The 17,113-nt window shown below is 61.1% G+C and carries 14 protein-coding genes; 4 read left to right on the forward strand and 10 right to left on the reverse strand.

Annotation, left to right across the window (positions count from 1 at the left end):
* Position 1: 1 nt before the first annotated feature.
* Both LHAB_RS03095 and LHAB_RS03100 read right to left on the reverse strand, forming a co-directional pair.
* The gene (locus LHAB_RS03095) at positions 2-784 is read right to left on the reverse strand and encodes an ABC transporter ATP-binding protein (RefSeq protein WP_090043932.1); all 783 of its coding nucleotides are present in this window, start codon (positions 782-784) and stop codon (positions 2-4) included.
* Positions 781-2,727 (reverse strand): AMP-dependent synthetase/ligase, encoded by a 1,947-nt coding sequence (locus LHAB_RS03100; RefSeq protein WP_090047590.1) that lies wholly within the window; start codon positions 2,725-2,727, stop codon positions 781-783. Before LHAB_RS03100 ends, LHAB_RS03095 begins: the two co-directional genes overlap by 4 nt.
* A 156-nt stretch (positions 2,728-2,883) precedes the next feature.
* On the opposite strand from LHAB_RS03100, the gene LHAB_RS03105 reads away from it, so the two are divergent.
* From LHAB_RS03105 to htpG, 3 genes are all read left to right on the forward strand, one after another.
* Entirely contained in the window at positions 2,884-3,591 is a 708-nt protein-coding gene (locus LHAB_RS03105) for a Crp/Fnr family transcriptional regulator (RefSeq protein WP_194943072.1), read from the forward strand.
* Positions 3,592-3,658: 67 nt separating this feature from the next.
* Positions 3,659-4,567 (forward strand): pseudouridine synthase, encoded by a 909-nt coding sequence (locus LHAB_RS03110; RefSeq protein ID WP_090047593.1) that lies wholly within the window; start codon positions 3,659-3,661, stop codon positions 4,565-4,567.
* Positions 4,568-4,643: 76 nt separating this feature from the next.
* On the forward strand, positions 4,644-6,611 hold the full coding sequence (gene htpG / locus LHAB_RS03115) for a molecular chaperone HtpG (RefSeq protein ID WP_090043933.1): 1,968 nt from the start codon (positions 4,644-4,646) through the stop codon (positions 6,609-6,611).
* Positions 6,612-6,738: 127 nt separating this feature from the next.
* Here htpG and LHAB_RS03120 read toward each other — a convergent pair whose 3' ends face one another.
* From LHAB_RS03120 to LHAB_RS03140, 5 genes are all read right to left on the reverse strand, one after another.
* Positions 6,739-7,758 carry a serine/threonine protein kinase gene (locus tag LHAB_RS03120; protein WP_090043934.1) on the reverse strand — a complete coding sequence of 340 codons (1,020 nt, stop codon included), beginning with the start codon at positions 7,756-7,758 and terminating at the stop codon, positions 6,739-6,741.
* Between the two features lie 31 nt (positions 7,759-7,789).
* Entirely contained in the window at positions 7,790-8,596 is an 807-nt protein-coding gene (locus tag LHAB_RS03125; protein WP_090043935.1) for a crotonase/enoyl-CoA hydratase family protein, read from the reverse strand.
* Between the two features lie 110 nt (positions 8,597-8,706).
* Positions 8,707-9,561: a 3-hydroxybutyryl-CoA dehydrogenase gene (locus tag LHAB_RS03130; RefSeq protein WP_369814099.1), complete on the reverse strand. Its 855-nt coding sequence runs from the start codon at positions 9,559-9,561 to the stop codon at positions 8,707-8,709.
* 102 nt (positions 9,562-9,663) lie between these two features.
* A complete protein-coding gene (locus LHAB_RS03135) occupies positions 9,664-10,470 on the reverse strand; it encodes an ABC transporter permease (protein WP_090043937.1) in 807 nt (268 codons plus the stop codon).
* Positions 10,471-10,473: 3 nt separating this feature from the next.
* The gene (locus LHAB_RS03140; protein WP_090047594.1) at positions 10,474-11,403 is read right to left on the reverse strand and encodes an ATP-binding cassette domain-containing protein; all 930 of its coding nucleotides are present in this window, start codon (positions 11,401-11,403) and stop codon (positions 10,474-10,476) included.
* Positions 11,404-11,528: 125 nt separating this feature from the next.
* On the opposite strand from LHAB_RS03140, the gene asd reads away from it, so the two are divergent.
* Entirely contained in the window at positions 11,529-12,386 is an 858-nt protein-coding gene (gene asd, locus LHAB_RS03145) for an archaetidylserine decarboxylase (protein WP_090043938.1), read from the forward strand.
* Positions 12,387-12,413: 27 nt separating this feature from the next.
* Here the strand turns inward: asd and LHAB_RS03150 are convergent, their stop codons facing one another.
* The 3 genes from LHAB_RS03150 to LHAB_RS03160 form a co-directional block, all read right to left on the reverse strand.
* Positions 12,414-14,282, reverse strand: coding sequence for a potassium transporter Kup (locus LHAB_RS03150; protein WP_194943073.1), 1,869 nt, complete (start codon positions 14,280-14,282; stop codon positions 12,414-12,416).
* A gap of 110 nt (positions 14,283-14,392) precedes the next feature.
* Positions 14,393-15,688: a glutamate--cysteine ligase gene (gshA, locus tag LHAB_RS03155; RefSeq protein WP_090047596.1), complete on the reverse strand. Its 1,296-nt coding sequence runs from the start codon at positions 15,686-15,688 to the stop codon at positions 14,393-14,395.
* Between the two features lie 128 nt (positions 15,689-15,816).
* Entirely contained in the window at positions 15,817-17,097 is a 1,281-nt protein-coding gene (locus tag LHAB_RS03160; RefSeq protein ID WP_090043940.1) for a glutamate-5-semialdehyde dehydrogenase, read from the reverse strand.
* Positions 17,098-17,113: the final 16 nt, after the last annotated feature.

Here is a 17,113-nt window from a genome sequence, read left to right on the forward strand (position 1 = left end):
CTCAGTGGCTGGTGCCCAGATAGGCACTGATCACTTCTTCGTTGTTGCGCACTTCTTCGGGAGTCCCGTCGCCGATTTTTTTGCCGTAGTCCAACACCACCACGCGGTCGGAAATGTCCATCACCACGCCCATGTCGTGCTCGATCAACACGATGGTGGAGCCGAACTCGTCGTTCACATCCAGAATAAAGCGGCACATGTCCTGCTTTTCTTCCATATTCATGCCGGCCATCGGCTCGTCGAGCAAAAGCACTTGGGGCTCCATGGCCAAGGCACGGCCCAAGTCCACCCGCTTTTGCAAACCATAGGGCAGCTGGCCCACAGGCGTTTTGCGAAAGGCCTGGATCTCCAGAAAGTCGATGATGTGCTCGACAAATTCGCGGTGCTCTTCTTCTTCGCGTTGTGCGGGGCCAATGCGCAAGGCCTGCATGAACAGGTTGCTTTTGATGCGCAGATTGCGGCCGGTCATGATGTTGTCGATCACGCTCATGCCCTTGAACAACGCCAGGTTTTGGAAGGTGCGGGCGATGCCCATCTCGGCCACTTGGCGGCTGTTCATGTGGTCAAACTTTTGGCCACGGAAAGTGATGCTGCCCTCTTGCGGCTGGTACACGCCGTTGATGCAGTTGAGCATCGAGCTTTTGCCAGCGCCGTTGGGGCCGATGATGGCACGCACTTCGTGTTCGCGCACGTTGAACGAAATGTCGGTCAGCGCCTTCACGCCGCCGAAACGCAAACTGATGTTGTTGACGTCCAGAATGACGTCGCCGATTTTCTTGGTCATGCTGCTGCCTTCACGGATGTGAATGTTTTGGCGTCGGAAATCTTGAGCGTGGCGCTGACGCTGCCGGTGCGGCCGTCTTCGAACTTGACCACCGTCTCAATGAACTGCTCGGTCCGACCTTCGTACAGGCCATCGACCAGCGGTTTGTATTTGTCGGCGATGAAACCGCGGCGGACCTTGTTGGTGCGGGTCAACTCGCCGTCGTCGGCATCCAGCTCTTTGTGCAGGATCAAAAAGCGCGAGACTTGGCTGCCGGCCAGCATGGCGTCTTCGGCCAAATCGGCGTTGACCTTTTCCACGCATTCCTGGATGAGTTGGTAGACCTCGGACTTTTGGGCCAGGTCGGTGTAACCGGCATAAGGCAGGTTGCGGCGCTCGGCCCAGTTGCCCACGGCGTCAAAGTCGATGTTGAGCATGACGCACACTTTTTCGCGCTGGTCGCCATAGGCCACCACCTCTTTGATGTGCGGGAAGAACTTGAGTTTGTTCTCGACGTACTTGGGCGCAAACATCGCGCCATCGTTGGCGCCGCCCTGAATGCGACCCACGTCTTTGACGCGGTCAATGATCTTCAGGTGGCCATGGCTGTCGATGAAGCCCGCATCGCTGGTGTGGTACCAACCGTCGGCCGTCAACACCTCGTCGGTGGCCTTCTGGTTCTTGTAATAGCCCTTGAGCAAGCCGGGCGACTTGACCATGATCTCACCGTTGTCGGCGACCTTGATTTCCACGCCCTTGCACGGCACGCCCACGGTGTCGGCACGGGCTTCGTTGTCGGGCTGCAGGCACACAAACACAGCGGTTTCGGTGGAACCATACAGCTGCTTGATGTTCACGCCAATCGAGCGGAAGAAGGTGAACAGGTCGGGGCCAATCGCCTCGCCCGCGGTGTAGGCCACGCGCACGCGGCTAAAACCCATGTTGTTGCGCAAGGGGCCGTACACCATGAGGTTGCCCAAGCCATAGACCAGACGGTCCATGAAGCCGACCGACTGGCCGTCCATCAAGGCGGGGCCGACTTTTTTGGCCACGCCCATGAAATAGTGGAAGAGCTTGCGCTTGAAGCTGCCCGCGTCTTCCATGCGGATCATCACGCTGGTGAGCATGCCCTCGAACACGCGGGGCGGCGCGAAGTAGTACGTCGGGCCAATTTCTTTGAGGTCGATCGTCACGGTGGCCGATGACTCTGGGCAGTTGACGACGTAACCGCACACCAGCCACTGCGCGTAGCTGAAGATGTTCTGACCGATCCAGGCGGGCGGCATGTAGGCCAGCACGTCCTCGGCGCTGGTCAGCTTGTCAAACTCGGCGCCGGCATCGGCGCGGTCGATCAGGGAGCTGTGGGTGTGCACCACACCCTTGGGGTTGCCTGTGGTGCCCGAGGTGAAGAACATGGCGGCCACATCGGTGTAAGCCGCTTTGTCCACCTCTTCGCTGAAGAACTGCGGGTGCTGCTTGGCGAACACGCCACCGGCGGCGATGAGCTCTTCGAGCGAGCCCAGGCCGTCTTCGGTGTACTTGCGCAAGCCACGGGGATCGTCGTAATAAATGTGCGTCAACTGGGGGCATTGCTCGCGCACTTCGAGCATCTTGTCGACCTGCTCTTGGTCTTCCACCACGGCAAAGCGCACTTCGGCGTTGGTGATGGGGAACACGCATTCGGCAGCGGCTGCGTCTTGGTAGAGCGGCACAGGGATCGCGCCCAGCGATTGCGCAGCCAGCATGGTGGCGTAGAGACGGGGGCGGTTGGAGCCCACCACGATCAGATGCTCGCCGCGCTGCAAGCCGGCCTGATGCAAACCGCAGGCCACCGACTGGACCAAGCGGGCCAGATCCGACCAGTTGGTGGTTTGCCAAATGCCATATTCCTTCTCGCGCAGTGCGGGCGCTGTGGGGCGCTCAGCAGCGTGCTTGAGCATCAAACGGGGAAACGTTGTTTGCATGACCTGACCTGTCTCCAAAAACGGTGCATTGAATGCAATGCGACTGAACTGGAACGGATGGTAGGCATCCATTTGACGCCAAGTTGTCGTTTGGACGACAATTCAGGGAAGACCCCTAGCCCTTCTGACCGGTTCCTGACAAGCATCACTTTTGACATGACCAAAGAAAACAGCGTTTACCAGCGCCGCCGCGCGCCCACCGAAGCAGAGCTTCAGATGATCCCGTGGCTGCACCTGCTGAGTCCACAAGAACGCTTGGAGATCGTGCCCCAGCTGGTGGTGAGCGATCCGCAGGTGGGCGACTACGTGTGCCGCGTGGGCCGCCCCGTGACCTTTTGGTTTGGTGTGATCTCGGGCCTGCTCAAAATGAGCAGCGACAACGAAAGCGGCCAGACCATGACCTTCACCGGCGTGCCGCCCGGAGGCTGGTTTGGTGAGGGCACGGCGCTCAAGCGCGAGGTTTACCGCTACAACATCCAGCCCCTGCGCCCCAGCGTGGTGGCGGGCTTGCAGCTGGAGACTTTCCACTGGCTGATCGACCACTCGCTGGGTTTCAACCGCTTCATCATGCAGCAACTCAACGAGCGGCTGGGCCAGTTCATCGCGGCACGCGAACTGGACCGCATGACCAACCCCGAGCTGCGCCTGGCCCGGCACTTGGCCACCTTGTTCAACCCGGTGCTGTTTTCCGGCGTGGGCGAGGTGCTGCGCATCACCCAACAAGAGCTGGCCTATTTGGTGGGCCTGTCGCGCCAGCGCGTGAACGAAGCGCTGCGCGTGTTGGAAACGCGCCAGCTCATCCGCATCGAATACGGCGGGCTGCGCATTCTGGATTTGCAGGGGCTGCGCACGGCCCAGTTTTGATGTGCAAAAGAGGGACAATTGGCCTTCGGCCGATTTGGCCCCTTTCAGCCCCCTTTTGATACCTCACATGACCCAGCCCCCCGCTTTCAAACGCGCCCCCCGCCCCGAAGGCAAAGGCGACGCCGCCGCACCCAGCGGGACTTCGCGCCTGAACAAGCGCATGGCCGAGCTGCGCATGTGTTCGCGCCGCGAAGCCGACGCCTGGATCGAACAAGGCTGGGTGATGGTCAACGGCCAACCCGCCAGCATGGGCCAGCAGGTCAGCTTGGCCGACCGCATCACCATCGACAAGGCCGCCGAGCAACAGCAAGACCGGCAAGTGACTATTCTTTTGCACAAACCCATGGGCTATGTGAGCGGCCAGGCCGAAGACGGGCACGAACCCGCCATCACCCTGATCAACCCGCGCAGCCACTGGGGCGGTGACCCGTCCAAGCTGCGCTTCACCCCGCCCCACCTGCGTGGCTTGGCCCCGGCAGGGCGCCTGGACATCGACTCCACAGGCCTGCTGGTGCTGACACAAGACGGCCGCGTGGCGCGTCAGCTGATCGGTGAAGACTCGGAGATGGAAAAAGAGTACCTGGTGCGCGTGGCCTACACCGGCCACGAAAACACCGCCGCGGCCACCGCCGCATCGGCCACCTATGGCGGCAAGGCCAACCAGCTCACGGCCATTGGCGACTTCGACCGCGTGAGCGCCAATGTGCAAGCCGTCTTTCCCAAGGCGCTGCTCGATCGCCTGCGCCATGGCTTGAGCCTGGATGGCAAACCCCTCAAGCCCGCCAAGGTGGAGTGGCAAAACCCAGAGCAGCTGCGCTTTGTGCTGACCGAGGGCAAAAAGCGCCAGATCCGCCGCATGTGCGAGCAAGTGGGCCTCAAAGTGGTGGGTCTCAAACGCATCCGCATGGGCGGCGTGCAGCTGGGGCAAATGCCTGCAGGCACTTGGCGGTATTTGGGCCCCAACGAGTCGTTCTGACCCCTCTTGAAACCCTGCCAGACGCCCCAAGCTGTGGGGCGTCATTGTTTTCTGACTTTTTTACTGTTGAACCGCTATGAGCAAACAAACCCATGCCTTTCAGGCCGAAGTCGCGCAACTGCTGCACCTGGTCACGCATTCGCTGTATTCCAACCAAGAGATTTTTCTGCGCGAGCTGATCTCCAACGCCTCGGATGCCTGCGACAAGCTGCGCTTTGAAGCACTCAACAACACCGCCCTGTACGAAGACGCCCCCGATTTGCAGGTGCGTTTGTCTTTCGACAAAACGGCCAAGACCCTGACCATCACCGACAACGGCATCGGCATGACGGCGCAAGAAGCCATTGACCACTTGGGCACGATCGCCAAGAGCGGCACCAAGGACTTCATGAGCAAGCTCAGCGGCGACCAAAAGTCGGACGCGCAGCTGATCGGCCAGTTCGGCGTGGGCTTTTACTCGGGCTTCATCGTCGCCGACAAAATCACCGTTGAAACCCGCCGTGCAGGTGCGGCCGCTGCCGAAGGCGTGCGCTGGATCAGCGGCGGCACGGGCGACTTTGAGGTGGAAACCATCACCCGCGCCGAGCGCGGCACCAGCGTGATCCTGCACCTGCGCGAAGAGGCGCTGGATTACGCCAACACCTGGAAGCTCAAGGAAATCGTCGGCAAGTACTCTGACCACATCAGCTTGCCCATCCTGATGGAAAAAGAAGAGTGGCAAGACGGCGAGCTGATCGACCCGAACAACGAAGAAGGTGGCCGCCAGCCCGGCGCCATGGTCAAGACCGGCGAGTGGGAAACCATCAACAAAGCCAGCGCCCTGTGGACCCGCCCCAAGAAAGACATCACCGATGAGCAATACGCTGATTTTTACAAGCAGATCAGCCGCGACTTTGAAGCCCCGCTGACCTGGACGCACAACCGCGTGGAAGGCAGCACCGAATACACCCAGCTGCTCTACATCCCCGGCAAAGCGCCACAAGACCTGTGGAACCGAGACAAAAAAGCCGGCATCAAGTTGTATGTGAAGCGCGTGTTCATCATGGACGAAGCCGAAGCGCTGATGCCCAGCTACCTGCGCTTCGTCAAGGGCGTGGTGGACTCCGCCGACCTGCCCCTGAACGTGAGCCGCGAGCTGCTGCAAGAAAGCCGCGATGTCAAAGCCATCCGCGAAGGCTGCACCAAGCGTGTGCTGTCCATGTTGGAAGACCTGGCCAAACACGACAAAGCGCCAGAAGCCCAAGACGGCGTGACAGACGTCCTGTCGGAAGAAGACAAAGCCAAGTTCGGACAGTATTCCAAGTTCTACGCCGAGTTCGGCGCGGTGCTCAAAGAAGGCCTGGGCGAAGACTTTGGCAACCAAGCGCGTTTGTCCAAACTGCTGCGTTTCGCTTCATCGACCCATGACACCGTGAGCGTGAGCTTTGCCGACTACAAAGCCCGCATGGAAGAGGGACAGGACGCGATCTACTACATCACCGCCGACACCTTGGCCGCCGCCAAAAACAGCCCGCAGCTCGAGGTCTTCAAGAAAAAAGGCATCGAAGTGCTGCTCATGACCGACCGCGTGGACGAATGGGCGCTGAACTTTGTGCACGAGTTTGACGGCACCCCGCTGCAAAGCGTGGCCAAGGGCGCGTTTGACCTGGGCAAGCTGCAAGACGACGAAGAAAAGAAAGCCGCTGAAGACGCGGCCGAAACCTTCAAGCCTGTGCTGGCCAAACTGAAAGAAGCGCTGAAAGACAAAGCCGAAGACGTGCGCGTGACCAGCCGCTTGGTGGACAGCCCCGCCTGCTTGGTGGTGACCGACGACGGCATGAGCATGCAACTGGCCCGCATGCTCAAACAAGCAGGGCAAAGCGCCCCTGAAGTCAAGCCCGTGCTCGAAGTCAACCCCGAGCACGCGCTGGTCAAAAAGCTCGACGGCTCGGTCCACTTCCACGACCTGGCCCACATCCTGTTTGACCAGGCCTTGCTGGCCGAAGGCGGTTTGCCTGCTGACCCTGCAGCGTATGTGAAGCGGGTGAATGCGCTGTTGAGCTGAGCGCTCTACGGCTGGTAGGAAGACATTCGGCTGCAGGGGCGGCCTACCACAAAGCGCTGCGACGGACTGCGTGGGCGCGAGCCCCCGCTCGCGAATGCTTGCGAGGGCCCGACCACCCAACCGTGGCTCAGACGCTGAGCGGCGCCTCCTGCATCTGCTCGACCTGCTCTTGCAGCATGAGCACCTGGCCACGCCAGTAGTCGGGCGTGCCAAACCACGGGAAGTTGACCGGGAAAATCGGGTCTTGCCAGCGCCGTGCCAACCAAGCGCTGTAATGGATCAGTCGCAAGGTGCGCAGTGGCTCGATCAGGTCCAACTCAGCCCGGTCGAAGTCGCGCACCTGCTCATAACCATCGAGCAAGGCCGACAGTTGCTGGGTGCGCTGAGCCCGGTCACCCGACAGCAGCATCCACAGGTCTTGCACGGCAGGGCCCATGCGGGCGTCGTCCAGGTCCACAAAGTGCGGACCGCCGCCAGGCAGCTCGGTGGGCGTCCACAAAATATTGCCCGGGTGGCAGTCGCCGTGCAGTCGAATCAGGCGGCGGTTTGACGCTCCTTGCGCCATTTTTTCCTGCACACATGCCAGCGCCTCGTCAAAGGCCTCGCGCCATTCGCGCTCGACTTCCAAAGGGATCATCTGGTGTGTTGTGAGCCACTCGGCGGGCTCCAGCGCAAAGGTCTGCACATCGAGGGCGGGGCGATGCACAAAGGGTTTGGCCGCCCCCACCGTGTGGATGCGGGCCAAAAAGCGGCCGATCCATTCGAGCACATCCAAATCATCCAGCTCAGGCGCACGGCCGCCACGCAAGGGGCTGACCGAAAAATCAAAGCCCACGCCTTGGTGCAGCGTCTGGCCGTTCAGCACCAGGGGCGCGACCACGGGCACTTCGCCCGCCAAGAGTTCGGCTGCGAAGTCGTGTTCTTCTTGAATCTGTGCCCGACTCCAGCGCCCCGGGCGGTAAAACTTGAGCACCACGGCCGATGCGCCTTGCACTGGCTCGTCCAGGTAGGCTCGGTACACACGGTTTTCATAGGAGCTGAGCGCCAGCAAACGGCCGTCGGGCCACAGGCCCAGATCGGTCAAGGCGTCCATCACGCGGTCGGGGGTGAGATCAGCGTAAGGATGCACAGCGTTCGGTTCGGTCATGCGCCGATTGTGACCGAGCGCTTGCGCCGTTTCAGTGTCCTGTGAAACGCGCCGCGCGCTTTTCTACAAACGAGCGCACGCCCTCGGCGGCATCGTCGCTGTGAGACAGCGTTTTCTGCACCGACAGAAAGTCGTGCATGGCCACCAGCGGGCCGTGCTCCACGCCCTTGAGCACATTCTGGCGCGTGGCGACCACCGCCAGCGGCGCTTGCGCGGCGATCTGCCCGGCCATGCGCATGGCCTCGGCCAGCAAACCCGCCGCAGGCACCACCTTTTGCACGAAGTTCAGGCGCAGGGCTTCGGCGCTGTCGAACACATCGGCCGTGAGCAGGTGCAAGAGCGCATTGCCCATGCCGGCACGCTCGGCCATGCGCAGCGTGGCGCCGCCCGTGGCCATGATGCCGCGCTGCACCTCCAGCTGCGAAAACCGGCAGTCGTCCGCCGCCACCACGATGTCAGCGGCCAGCATCAGCTCGATGCCCAGCGTGTAGGTGATGCCCTGCACCGCCACCACCATGGGTTTGGTGCGGCGGCGATAGCCTTCCATGCCCAGGTTCAGCGGGTCCACCAAGCCCAGTGGCACGGCTTTTTCGCCGCGTTGCATCAGTGGCGCGATGGTCGGCAAATCGAGCCCGGCGGTGAAATGGTCGCCCGCCGCGCACAGCACACCCACGCGCAGCGCCGGGTCGTCGTCCAGCCGGGTGTAGGCCTCGCCCAACTCACGGAACATTTTGGGTGTGAAGCCGTTGCGCTTGGCAGGGCGGTTGATGCTGATTTGAAGGACCGCACCGTGCACGCTGCAATCGATCTGGCCTTCGGGGTGGGGGGTGGTGTTCATGGCACTCGCTCTGTTGTATTTCTGTAGGAGGCTGCCCCTGCAGCCGAATGCGTGAAGTGTCCGATGCACACATTCGCGAGCAGGGGCTCGCTCCCACAGGGAATAGGACCTCAGTACTTGTAAACACCCTGACCGGTCTTGCGGCCCAAACGGCCTGCGGCCACCATTTCTTTAAGCAGCGGGCTGGGGCGGTATTTGCTGTCGCCGAACTCCTTGAGGTAAACCTCCATCACGGCCAGGCACACATCCAGACCAATCATGTCGGCCAGCGCCAGAGGGCCGATGGGCTGGTTGCAGCCGAGCTTCATGCCGGCGTCAATGGCTTCGGCTTCGGCCAAGCCTTCGCCCAGCACAAAGAAGGCCTCGTTGATCATGGGCACCAGGATGCGGTTGACCACAAAGCCGGGCGCGTTCTTCACGGTGATGGGGGTCTTGCCCAAAGCCAGCGCCATGTCGTGCACCGCATCGTGCGTGGCGTCGCTGGTCTGCAGGCCGCGGATGATTTCGACCAGCGCCATCATGGGCACGGGGTTGAAAAAGTGCATGCCGATGAAGCGGTCGGCGCGCTGCGTGGCGGCGGCCAACTGCGTGATCGAGATCGACGAGGTGTTGGACGCGATGATCACGCCCGGGGCCAGCATGCCGTCGAGCTGCTTCAAGATCTTGACTTTGAGTTCGTGGTTCTCGGTGGCGGCTTCGATCACCAGTTGGGCGCCCTTGAGGTCGTCGTAGCTGCTCGAACCTTTGATGCGTGCCAAAGCGGCGTCTTTGTCGGCTTCGCTGATTTTTTCTTTTTTGACCAGACGGTCCAGGCTGCTGGTGACGGTGGCCACGCCTTTGGCCACGGCTGCGTCCGAGATGTCGACCATCACGACCTGGATGCCCGACACCGCACACGCCTGTGCGATGCCATTGCCCATGGTGCCTGCGCCAATGATGCCTACGGTCTGGATGCTCATGCTCAATCCTTGAAAGTGTGAAATGGGAAAAATGGAAGATCTTAGCGGGTGGAGGGGGCAAATGGCTGACACATGCCCCACAGTGAAGGATGCGTCAGGCTCGTGGTTTCAACTCCTGAACCGCTTCCTCGTCAAAGCCAAGGCGATCCAGAACGACACCCCCGCAAACACCGCCAGCACCAGCACATGGCGCAGCGGCTGGTCTGGCCAGCGGTCCAGAAACAAGGGGCGCACCAAGTCCACCGCCACCGACAGCGGCAGCCAGTCCGCGACCACGCGCACAAAACCTGGCAGTTGCTCACGCGGAAAGAAGATGCCCGAGAGGAACATCATGGGCGTGAGGAACAGGGTGAAGTAATAGGTGAAGAAGTCGTAGCCCTTGGCCAGCGCATTGAAGATCAGCGCCATGCAGCTGAAGGTGATGCCCACACCCAGCAGCACGGGCCAGGCCACCAGCAGCTTCCAGCTGTGGCTGATGCCCAAGGCCATCATCACGACCAAAATGGCGGTCACGGTGAACAAGGCCTTGAAGGCCGCCCAGAGCATTTCGGCCAGCACCACATCGTCCAGGCGCACCGGGGCGTTCATGATGCCATCCCAGGTTTTTTGCACGTGCATGCGCGAGAACGCGGAATACAAGGCTTCAAAGGTGGCGGCGTTCATGGCGCTCATGCAGATGCTGCCGCTGGCCAAGAAAAGGATGTAGGGCACCTTTTCGCCGCCCAGCTCGATCTGCCCGACCAGCGAGCCGAGGCCGTAACCAAAGGCCACCAGCCACATGAGCGGCTCGGCGATGTTGCCCACCAGGCTGGGGATGGCGAGTTTTTTCCAGACCAGCCAGTTGCGCTGGAACACGGGCCACCAGCGCATGGACAGTCGGGGTGCGGCCCAGATGTTGTTTTGAATTTGGCTCATGGCTTAACCCTCCTCGCGGATCTGTCGTCCGGTCAACTTCAAGAACAGGTCTTCCAGGTTAGAAGGTCGGTGCAGCGTGCGCAGCGCGGGCCAGGCTTGCAAGGCCGCCATCAGGGCGCGGCTGTCCTGGGTGTAGAAAAACACCGTCTCGCCGCTGACCTCGACCCTGCCTGACAGCGCCTTCAAGCTGGCCTCTTGCGCCAGCGCGACTGCGCCTTGGCCAAACACTTCCACCACCTCGGGCTCCAGGTGCTCGGCGATCAAATCGCGGGGTTTGCCTTCGGCGATCTTGCGGCCTTGGTCCAACACCAACAAGCGCGAGCACAGGCGCTCGGCCTCGTCCATGAAATGGGTGGTGAGCAAGATGGACTTGCCTTCTTGCAGCAAGACCTGCAGGCGCTCCCACATGAGGTGGCGCGCTTGCGGGTCCAGACCCGTGGTGGGCTCGTCGAGCATCAGCAATTGCGGTTGGTTGATGAGCGCGCGCGACAAACTCAAGCGCCGTTTCATGCCACCTGACAACTCGCCAGGCTTGGATTTGGCTTTGTGACTGAGCGCACCAAAATCCAGCAGCTGGGGGATGCGCTCGCGGATCACGGCGTCGGGCAAGCCAAAGTAGCGGCCAAACACCAAGAGGTTTTCTTCGGCGGTGAAGTCCGGGTCCAGCGTGTCCATTTGCGCGACCACGCCCAAGCGGGACTTGATGGCCAGTGCGTCGCGCGGCATTTGCAATCCGTCGAAATAACGGATTTCACCGCCATCGGGTTGTGACAGGCCCAGGCACATGCGCAGCGTGGTGGTTTTGCCCGCGCCGTTGGGGCCGATCACGCCCAGGCATTCGCCGGGCTCGATGTGGAAAGACAGGTCATTGACCACCGTGGTGTCGCCGTAGCGTTTGACCAGATGTTCGACTGAAAGCAGTGGGGAGTTCATGGTTGGATTGTGCCTGTTGGGTCGCCACCCTTCGGCCGCAGGGGCCGCCACCCACAAGGGGGAAACCCGAGCAGGCGGCCCGATAAAATCTGGCAATTGTCTTGAACCGCCTTGGCGGCCCCCTCATGTCCAGTTCCTTCTCTGACCGCTTGGCGGTTTTGCCGCAGTACCTGATCCCCAAGCAAGCCCTGACCGCCTTTGCGGGCTGGGTGGCGGGCAGCCAGTGGGGCGGCGCGACCACCGGCATCATCGACTGGTTCGTCCAGCGCTACAACGTGAACATGAGCGAAGCGGCCAACCCGGACACGGCCAGTTACAAGAGCTTCAACGAGTTTTTCACCCGCCCGCTCCACGCCAGCGCACGCCCTTTGGCCCATGCCGCATATGTCAGCCCCGTGGACGGCGCCATCAGCCAGTGCGGCCAGATTGCAGGCGATCAGGTGTTCCAAGCCAAGGGCCACAGCTACAGCACACGCGCTTTGGTGGGCGGCGACGCGGCGCTGGCGGCGCAGTTTCAAGATGGCCAATTTGCCACGCTCTACCTCAGCCCGCGCGACTACCACCGCATCCACATGCCTTGCGCAGGGCGCTTGTCCCGCATGGTTTACGTGCCGGGCGACTTGTTCTCGGTCAACCCGACCACAGCCCGGGGTGTGCCCGGCCTGTTTGCCCGCAATGAACGCGTGGTGTGCGTTTTCGAGGGCGAGCACGGCCCCTTTGTGATGGTGCTGGTGGGTGCCACCATTGTGGGCAGCATGGCCACGGTGTGGCACGGGGTGGTCAACCCCCCACGCCCAGGCACGGTGCGCGAATGGACTTACGAGATGGGCAGCATCAGCCTGGCGCAAGGTGAAGAGATGGGCCGCTTTTTGCTCGGCTCTACGGTGGTGATGTTGTTCCCCCAAAGCGTGATGCAGTTCAACACCGACTGGACACCCGCCCGACCCATCGCCATGGGCGAGGCGATGGGGTCCGTGGTTTGATCTGAATCAATTGGGATCTGACCCCGATTAAATTTCGATTTTGGAGCCCAACTCGACCACCGCGTTGGTGGGCAAGTTCAGAAACTCGGCCGCGGCACTGGCGTTGTGGTGCATCTGGGCAAAGAGTTTTTCTCGCCAGGTCGCCATGCCGCCGCCAATCGTGGGAATCACGATGTCGCGAGACAAGAAGTAGCTGGTCGTCATCGGGTCCAATTTGTAACCCTCGCCTTCGATGGTGGCCAAGGCCGAGGGCAGGTCCGGGTTGTCCTTGAAGCCATAGTTCACGATGACTTGCCAGCAGTCGTGCCCCAGCGAGGTCACATCCAAACGCTCACCGATGTCCACCCGCGGCACCTCGTGGCTGCGCACCGTGACGAACAGGTTCCGCTCGTGCAAAACCTTGTTGTGCTTGAGGTTGTGCAGCAAAGCGTTGGGCACTGTACCGGTCTCGGCCGTCAAAAACACGGCCGTGCCATCTACGCGGGTGGGCGGCGAAATGAAGACCGCATCCAAAAAATCAGGCAAACGCAAGGCGTCCGAGCGCAATGACTCGTTGAGCAAGCGTCTGCCATCGTGCCAGGTCAGCATCAGGATGAACACCGCTGCGCCAATGAGCAGCGGGAACCAGCCGCCGTCGAACAGCTTGAACATGTTGGACGCCCAAAACGCCAAGTCGACCACAAAGAAGAAACCTGTCGCACCGATGCACAGCGCCAGCGGCAGCTTCCAGGCGTAACGGATCACGAAGAAGGTGAGCACCGTGGTGATCAGCATGTCGGTGCACACGGCAATGCCGTAGGCAGCGGCCAGGTTGCTGGACGACTTGAACATGACGACCGCCAAAACGATGGCCACAAACAAACCCCAGTTCACAAAGGGCATGTAGATTTGACCGGTGTCGGTTTCGCTGGTGTGCTGCACCTGCAAGCGCGGCAGATAACCCAGCTGAATGACCTGTTTGGTCACGCTGAATGCGCCGGAAATCAGCGCTTGCGAAGCGATCACCGTGGCCATGGTCGCCAGGCCCACCAGCGGCAGCAAGGCCCAATCGGGCGCCATCAGGTAAAAGGGATTTTTGACGGCTTCAGGGTTGGACAACAACAGGGCGCCTTGACCGAAGTAGTTCAAGGTCAGGCAAGGCATGACCACGCTGAACCATGCCAGGCGGATGGGCTTTTTGCCGAAGTGGCCCATGTCGGCATACAGCGCCTCGCCGCCCGTGACGCACAAAACCACCGCACCCAGAATGATGAAGGTGGTGCCCGGCTCGTTCCACATGAAGCCCAGCGCGTAGTGCGGGCTGATGGCCAGCAAAATTTCGGGGTGGTGCACGATGTGCGAGATCCCCAGCACCGCGATGGTGGCAAACCAGACCAGGGTGATGGGGCCAAAGAACTTGCCAATGCCTGCCGTGCCGCGTTTTTGCACCCAAAACAGCAAGAACAAAATCACCAACGTGAGCGGGATCACCCATTTTTTGAAAGCGGGCGAGATGACCTCCAGGCCCTCCACCGCCGACAGCACTGAAATGGCCGGGGTGATCACCCCATCGCCATAAAACAAGCAGGTGCCAAAAATACCGACGATCAGTAAAACTTTACGGGTTCGCGGGCGGTCTTTCACCGATTGGGAAGCGAGTGCCAGCATGGCCACCAGCCCCCCCTCGCCGTGGTTGTCGGCCCGCAGCACCAACACCACATACTTGACCGACACGATGGTGGTCAAGGTCCAGAAAAAGATGGAGAGGATGCCGTAGACGTTTTCGTGGGTGAAAGGCACATGGCCGGAGCCAAACACCTCTTTCATCGCGTACAGCACGCTCGTGCCAATGTCGCCGTAAACCACGCCAATGGCGCCCAAGGTCAATGCGACGAGTGAAGAACGGGTGGAAGACACAAGAGAGGGCCTGGGTGGGGTCAGGCCAAATGACAAAGATGGGCTATTTTGCGCCCGATCAGGGCCCTGTGTCACCGTTCAAGCGGTGATTTTGTTGCAGTGCAGCAACTTCAATCGTATACCTCGGCCTCGGGGTCGGTGGCTTCCAGTTCATAGCTGGCGGCCAGCATGGCCAAACGGCCAATCACACCGTACATATAGAAGCGGTTGGGCACGCTGGCACCGGGTTTGACACCGGGCTGGGGCAGGTGCGGGGTGTCGGCAAAGGCCAAAGGCACAAAGCTGGCACCCGGGGCATTGAGGTTTTCGTCCACGCCGCGCTCGGCGTGCACGCGGTAAAAGCCGCCCACCACGTAGCGGTCCATCATGTAGACCACGGGTTCGGCCACGGCGTCGTTGATGCGCTCGTTGGTCAGCACCCCTTCTTGGATGATCACGTCGTTGACGGTTTGGCCGTCCTTGATGACGTTCATCTTGTTGCGGGTCTTGCGGTTGAGCGCATCCAGATCGGACACATCGCGCACCGTCATGATGCCCATGCCATAGGTGCCGTTGTCGGCCTTGACCACCACAAACGGCTTTTCGTTGATGCCGTATTCCTTGTATTTGCGCTTGATCTTGGTCAGCAGCGCATCGACATTGCTGCGCAGGCACTCCATGCCCGTGCCCTCGGCAAAGTTGACATCGCCGCACTGGCTGAACATCGGGTTGATGAGCCAGGGGTCGATGCCCAGCAGCTTGCCAAATCGCTTGGCCACCTCTTCGTAACTCTGGAAATGCTTGGTTTTGCGGCGCACGCTCCAGCCCGCATGCAGGGGCGGCAACAAAAATTGCTCGTGCAGCTCTTCCAGAATGCCCGGTGCACCCGCCGACAGGTCGTTGTTGAGCAAGATGGTGCAGGGGTCGAAGTCTTTCAGGCCCAGGCGGTGCTGGGTGCGCACCACAGGTTCGAGCGTCACGCTCTCGCCGTTGGGCAGTTCGATGACGGTGGGTTCCTTGATCTCGGGGTTGATGGAGCCCAGGCGCACATTCAGGCCGGCCATGTGGAAGATGCGCTGCAGCTGCGCCACATTGGTCAGGTAAAAGGTGTTGCGCGTGTGGTTTTCGGGAATGATCAGCAGGTTTTTGGCCTCGGGGCAGATCTTCTCGATGGCCGCCTGCGCGGCCTGCACCGCCAAAGGCAGCATCTCGGGCGTCAGGTTGTTCCAGCCGCCGGGGTAAAGGTTGGTGTCGACCGGGGCCAACTTGAAGCCCGCATTGCGGATGTCGACCGAGGTGTAGAACGGGGGCGTGTGCTCCATCCATTCCAGACGGAACCAACGCTCAATGGCGGGCATGGAGTCGAGGATGCGCTGCTCCAACTCATTGATGGGGCCGGTCAGGGCAGTGATGAGGTGGGGAACCATGGGCATCCTTTATCGGGCAAAAAGCGGGTCAAAACAGAAAAATCATATGGGGTCGGCGAGCGCCATTGCAAGCGCCTACCGGACACAGCGCCCGCAGCGTGTGTGCCTGTGCACGGAAGGCGCGGCAATCAGCCACGCACCTCGCCCTCGCCCAGCACCACGTACTTGAGCGAGGTCAGGCCTTCGATGCCCACTGGGCCCCGGGCATGGAACTTGTCGGTGCTGATGCCGATTTCGGCACCCAGGCCGTACTCAAAACCATCGGCAAAGCGGGTGCTGGCGTTGACCATGACGCTGGCCGAGTCCACCTCGCGCAAGAAGCGCTGGGCGTGCATGTGGTCGCGGGTCAGGATGGCGTCGGTGTGGTGGCTGCTGTAGTGGTTGATGTGGGCAATCGCCTCATCCACCCCTTCGACCACCTTGATGCTGATGATGGGCGCCAAGTATTCCTCGAACCAATCTTGCTCGGTGGCGTCTTTCAGGTTGGCCCCGGTGACCTGGCTCAAGATGGCCTTGGCCTTGGGGCAGCATCGCATTTCCACGCCCTTGGCGGCATAGATCGCCCCGATTTTGGGCAGGAATTCGGCCGCCACACCACGCGCCACCAAGAGACTTTCGCTGGCGTTGCAGGGGCTGTATTTTTGGGTTTTGGCGTTGTCGGCCACCCGGGTGGCCATGTCGATGTCGCACGGGTCGTCCACATAGGTGTGGCAGTTGCCATCCAGGTGCTTGATCACGGGCACTTTGGCTTCGGCGCTGATGCGCTCGATCAGGCCTTTGCCGCCCCGCGGGATGACCACGTCCACAAACTGCGGCATGGTGATGAGCTGGCCCACGGCGGCGCGGTCGGTGGTTTGCACCAATTGCACCGCATCAAGTGGCAGGCCGCTCTCGGTCAAGGCCTGCTGCACCAATTTGGCCAAGGCCTTGTTCGATTCAATCGCCTCTGAACCACCGCGCAAGATGCAGGCGTTGCCGCTTTTGATGGACAGGCTGGCCGCTTCGATGGTCACATTGGGTCGGCTCTCGAAAATCATGCCGAACACGCCAATCGGCACGCGCATCTGACCCACGCGAATGCCGCTGGGTACCTGCTTCAAGCCGATGATTTCGCCGATCACATCGGGCATGGCGGCCAACTGCTCGCAGCCCTGGGCGCAGGTTTCCAGCACCTGGGGACTGAGTTTGAGGCGGTCGACCAGGGGCTCGGCCAGGCCAGCGGCGCGGGCTCGCTCCAAATCTTTGGCGTTGTCCAGCTGCAAAGCATCGGTGTTGGCGCGCAACAAGGCGGCCAAATGGCGCAAAGCCTTGTTTTTGGTGGCAGCCGAGGCCTTGGCCATCAAAGCCGAAGCTTGTTTGGCCTGCTGGCCCAAGGCCTGGACGTGTTCGGCGGTGTTCAATTCAGTCATTCGACCATTTTCGCAG

The organism is Limnohabitans sp. 2KL-27 (genome assembly GCF_001269345.1).
Classification (GTDB): Bacteria; Pseudomonadota; Gammaproteobacteria; order Burkholderiales; family Burkholderiaceae_C; genus Limnohabitans_A.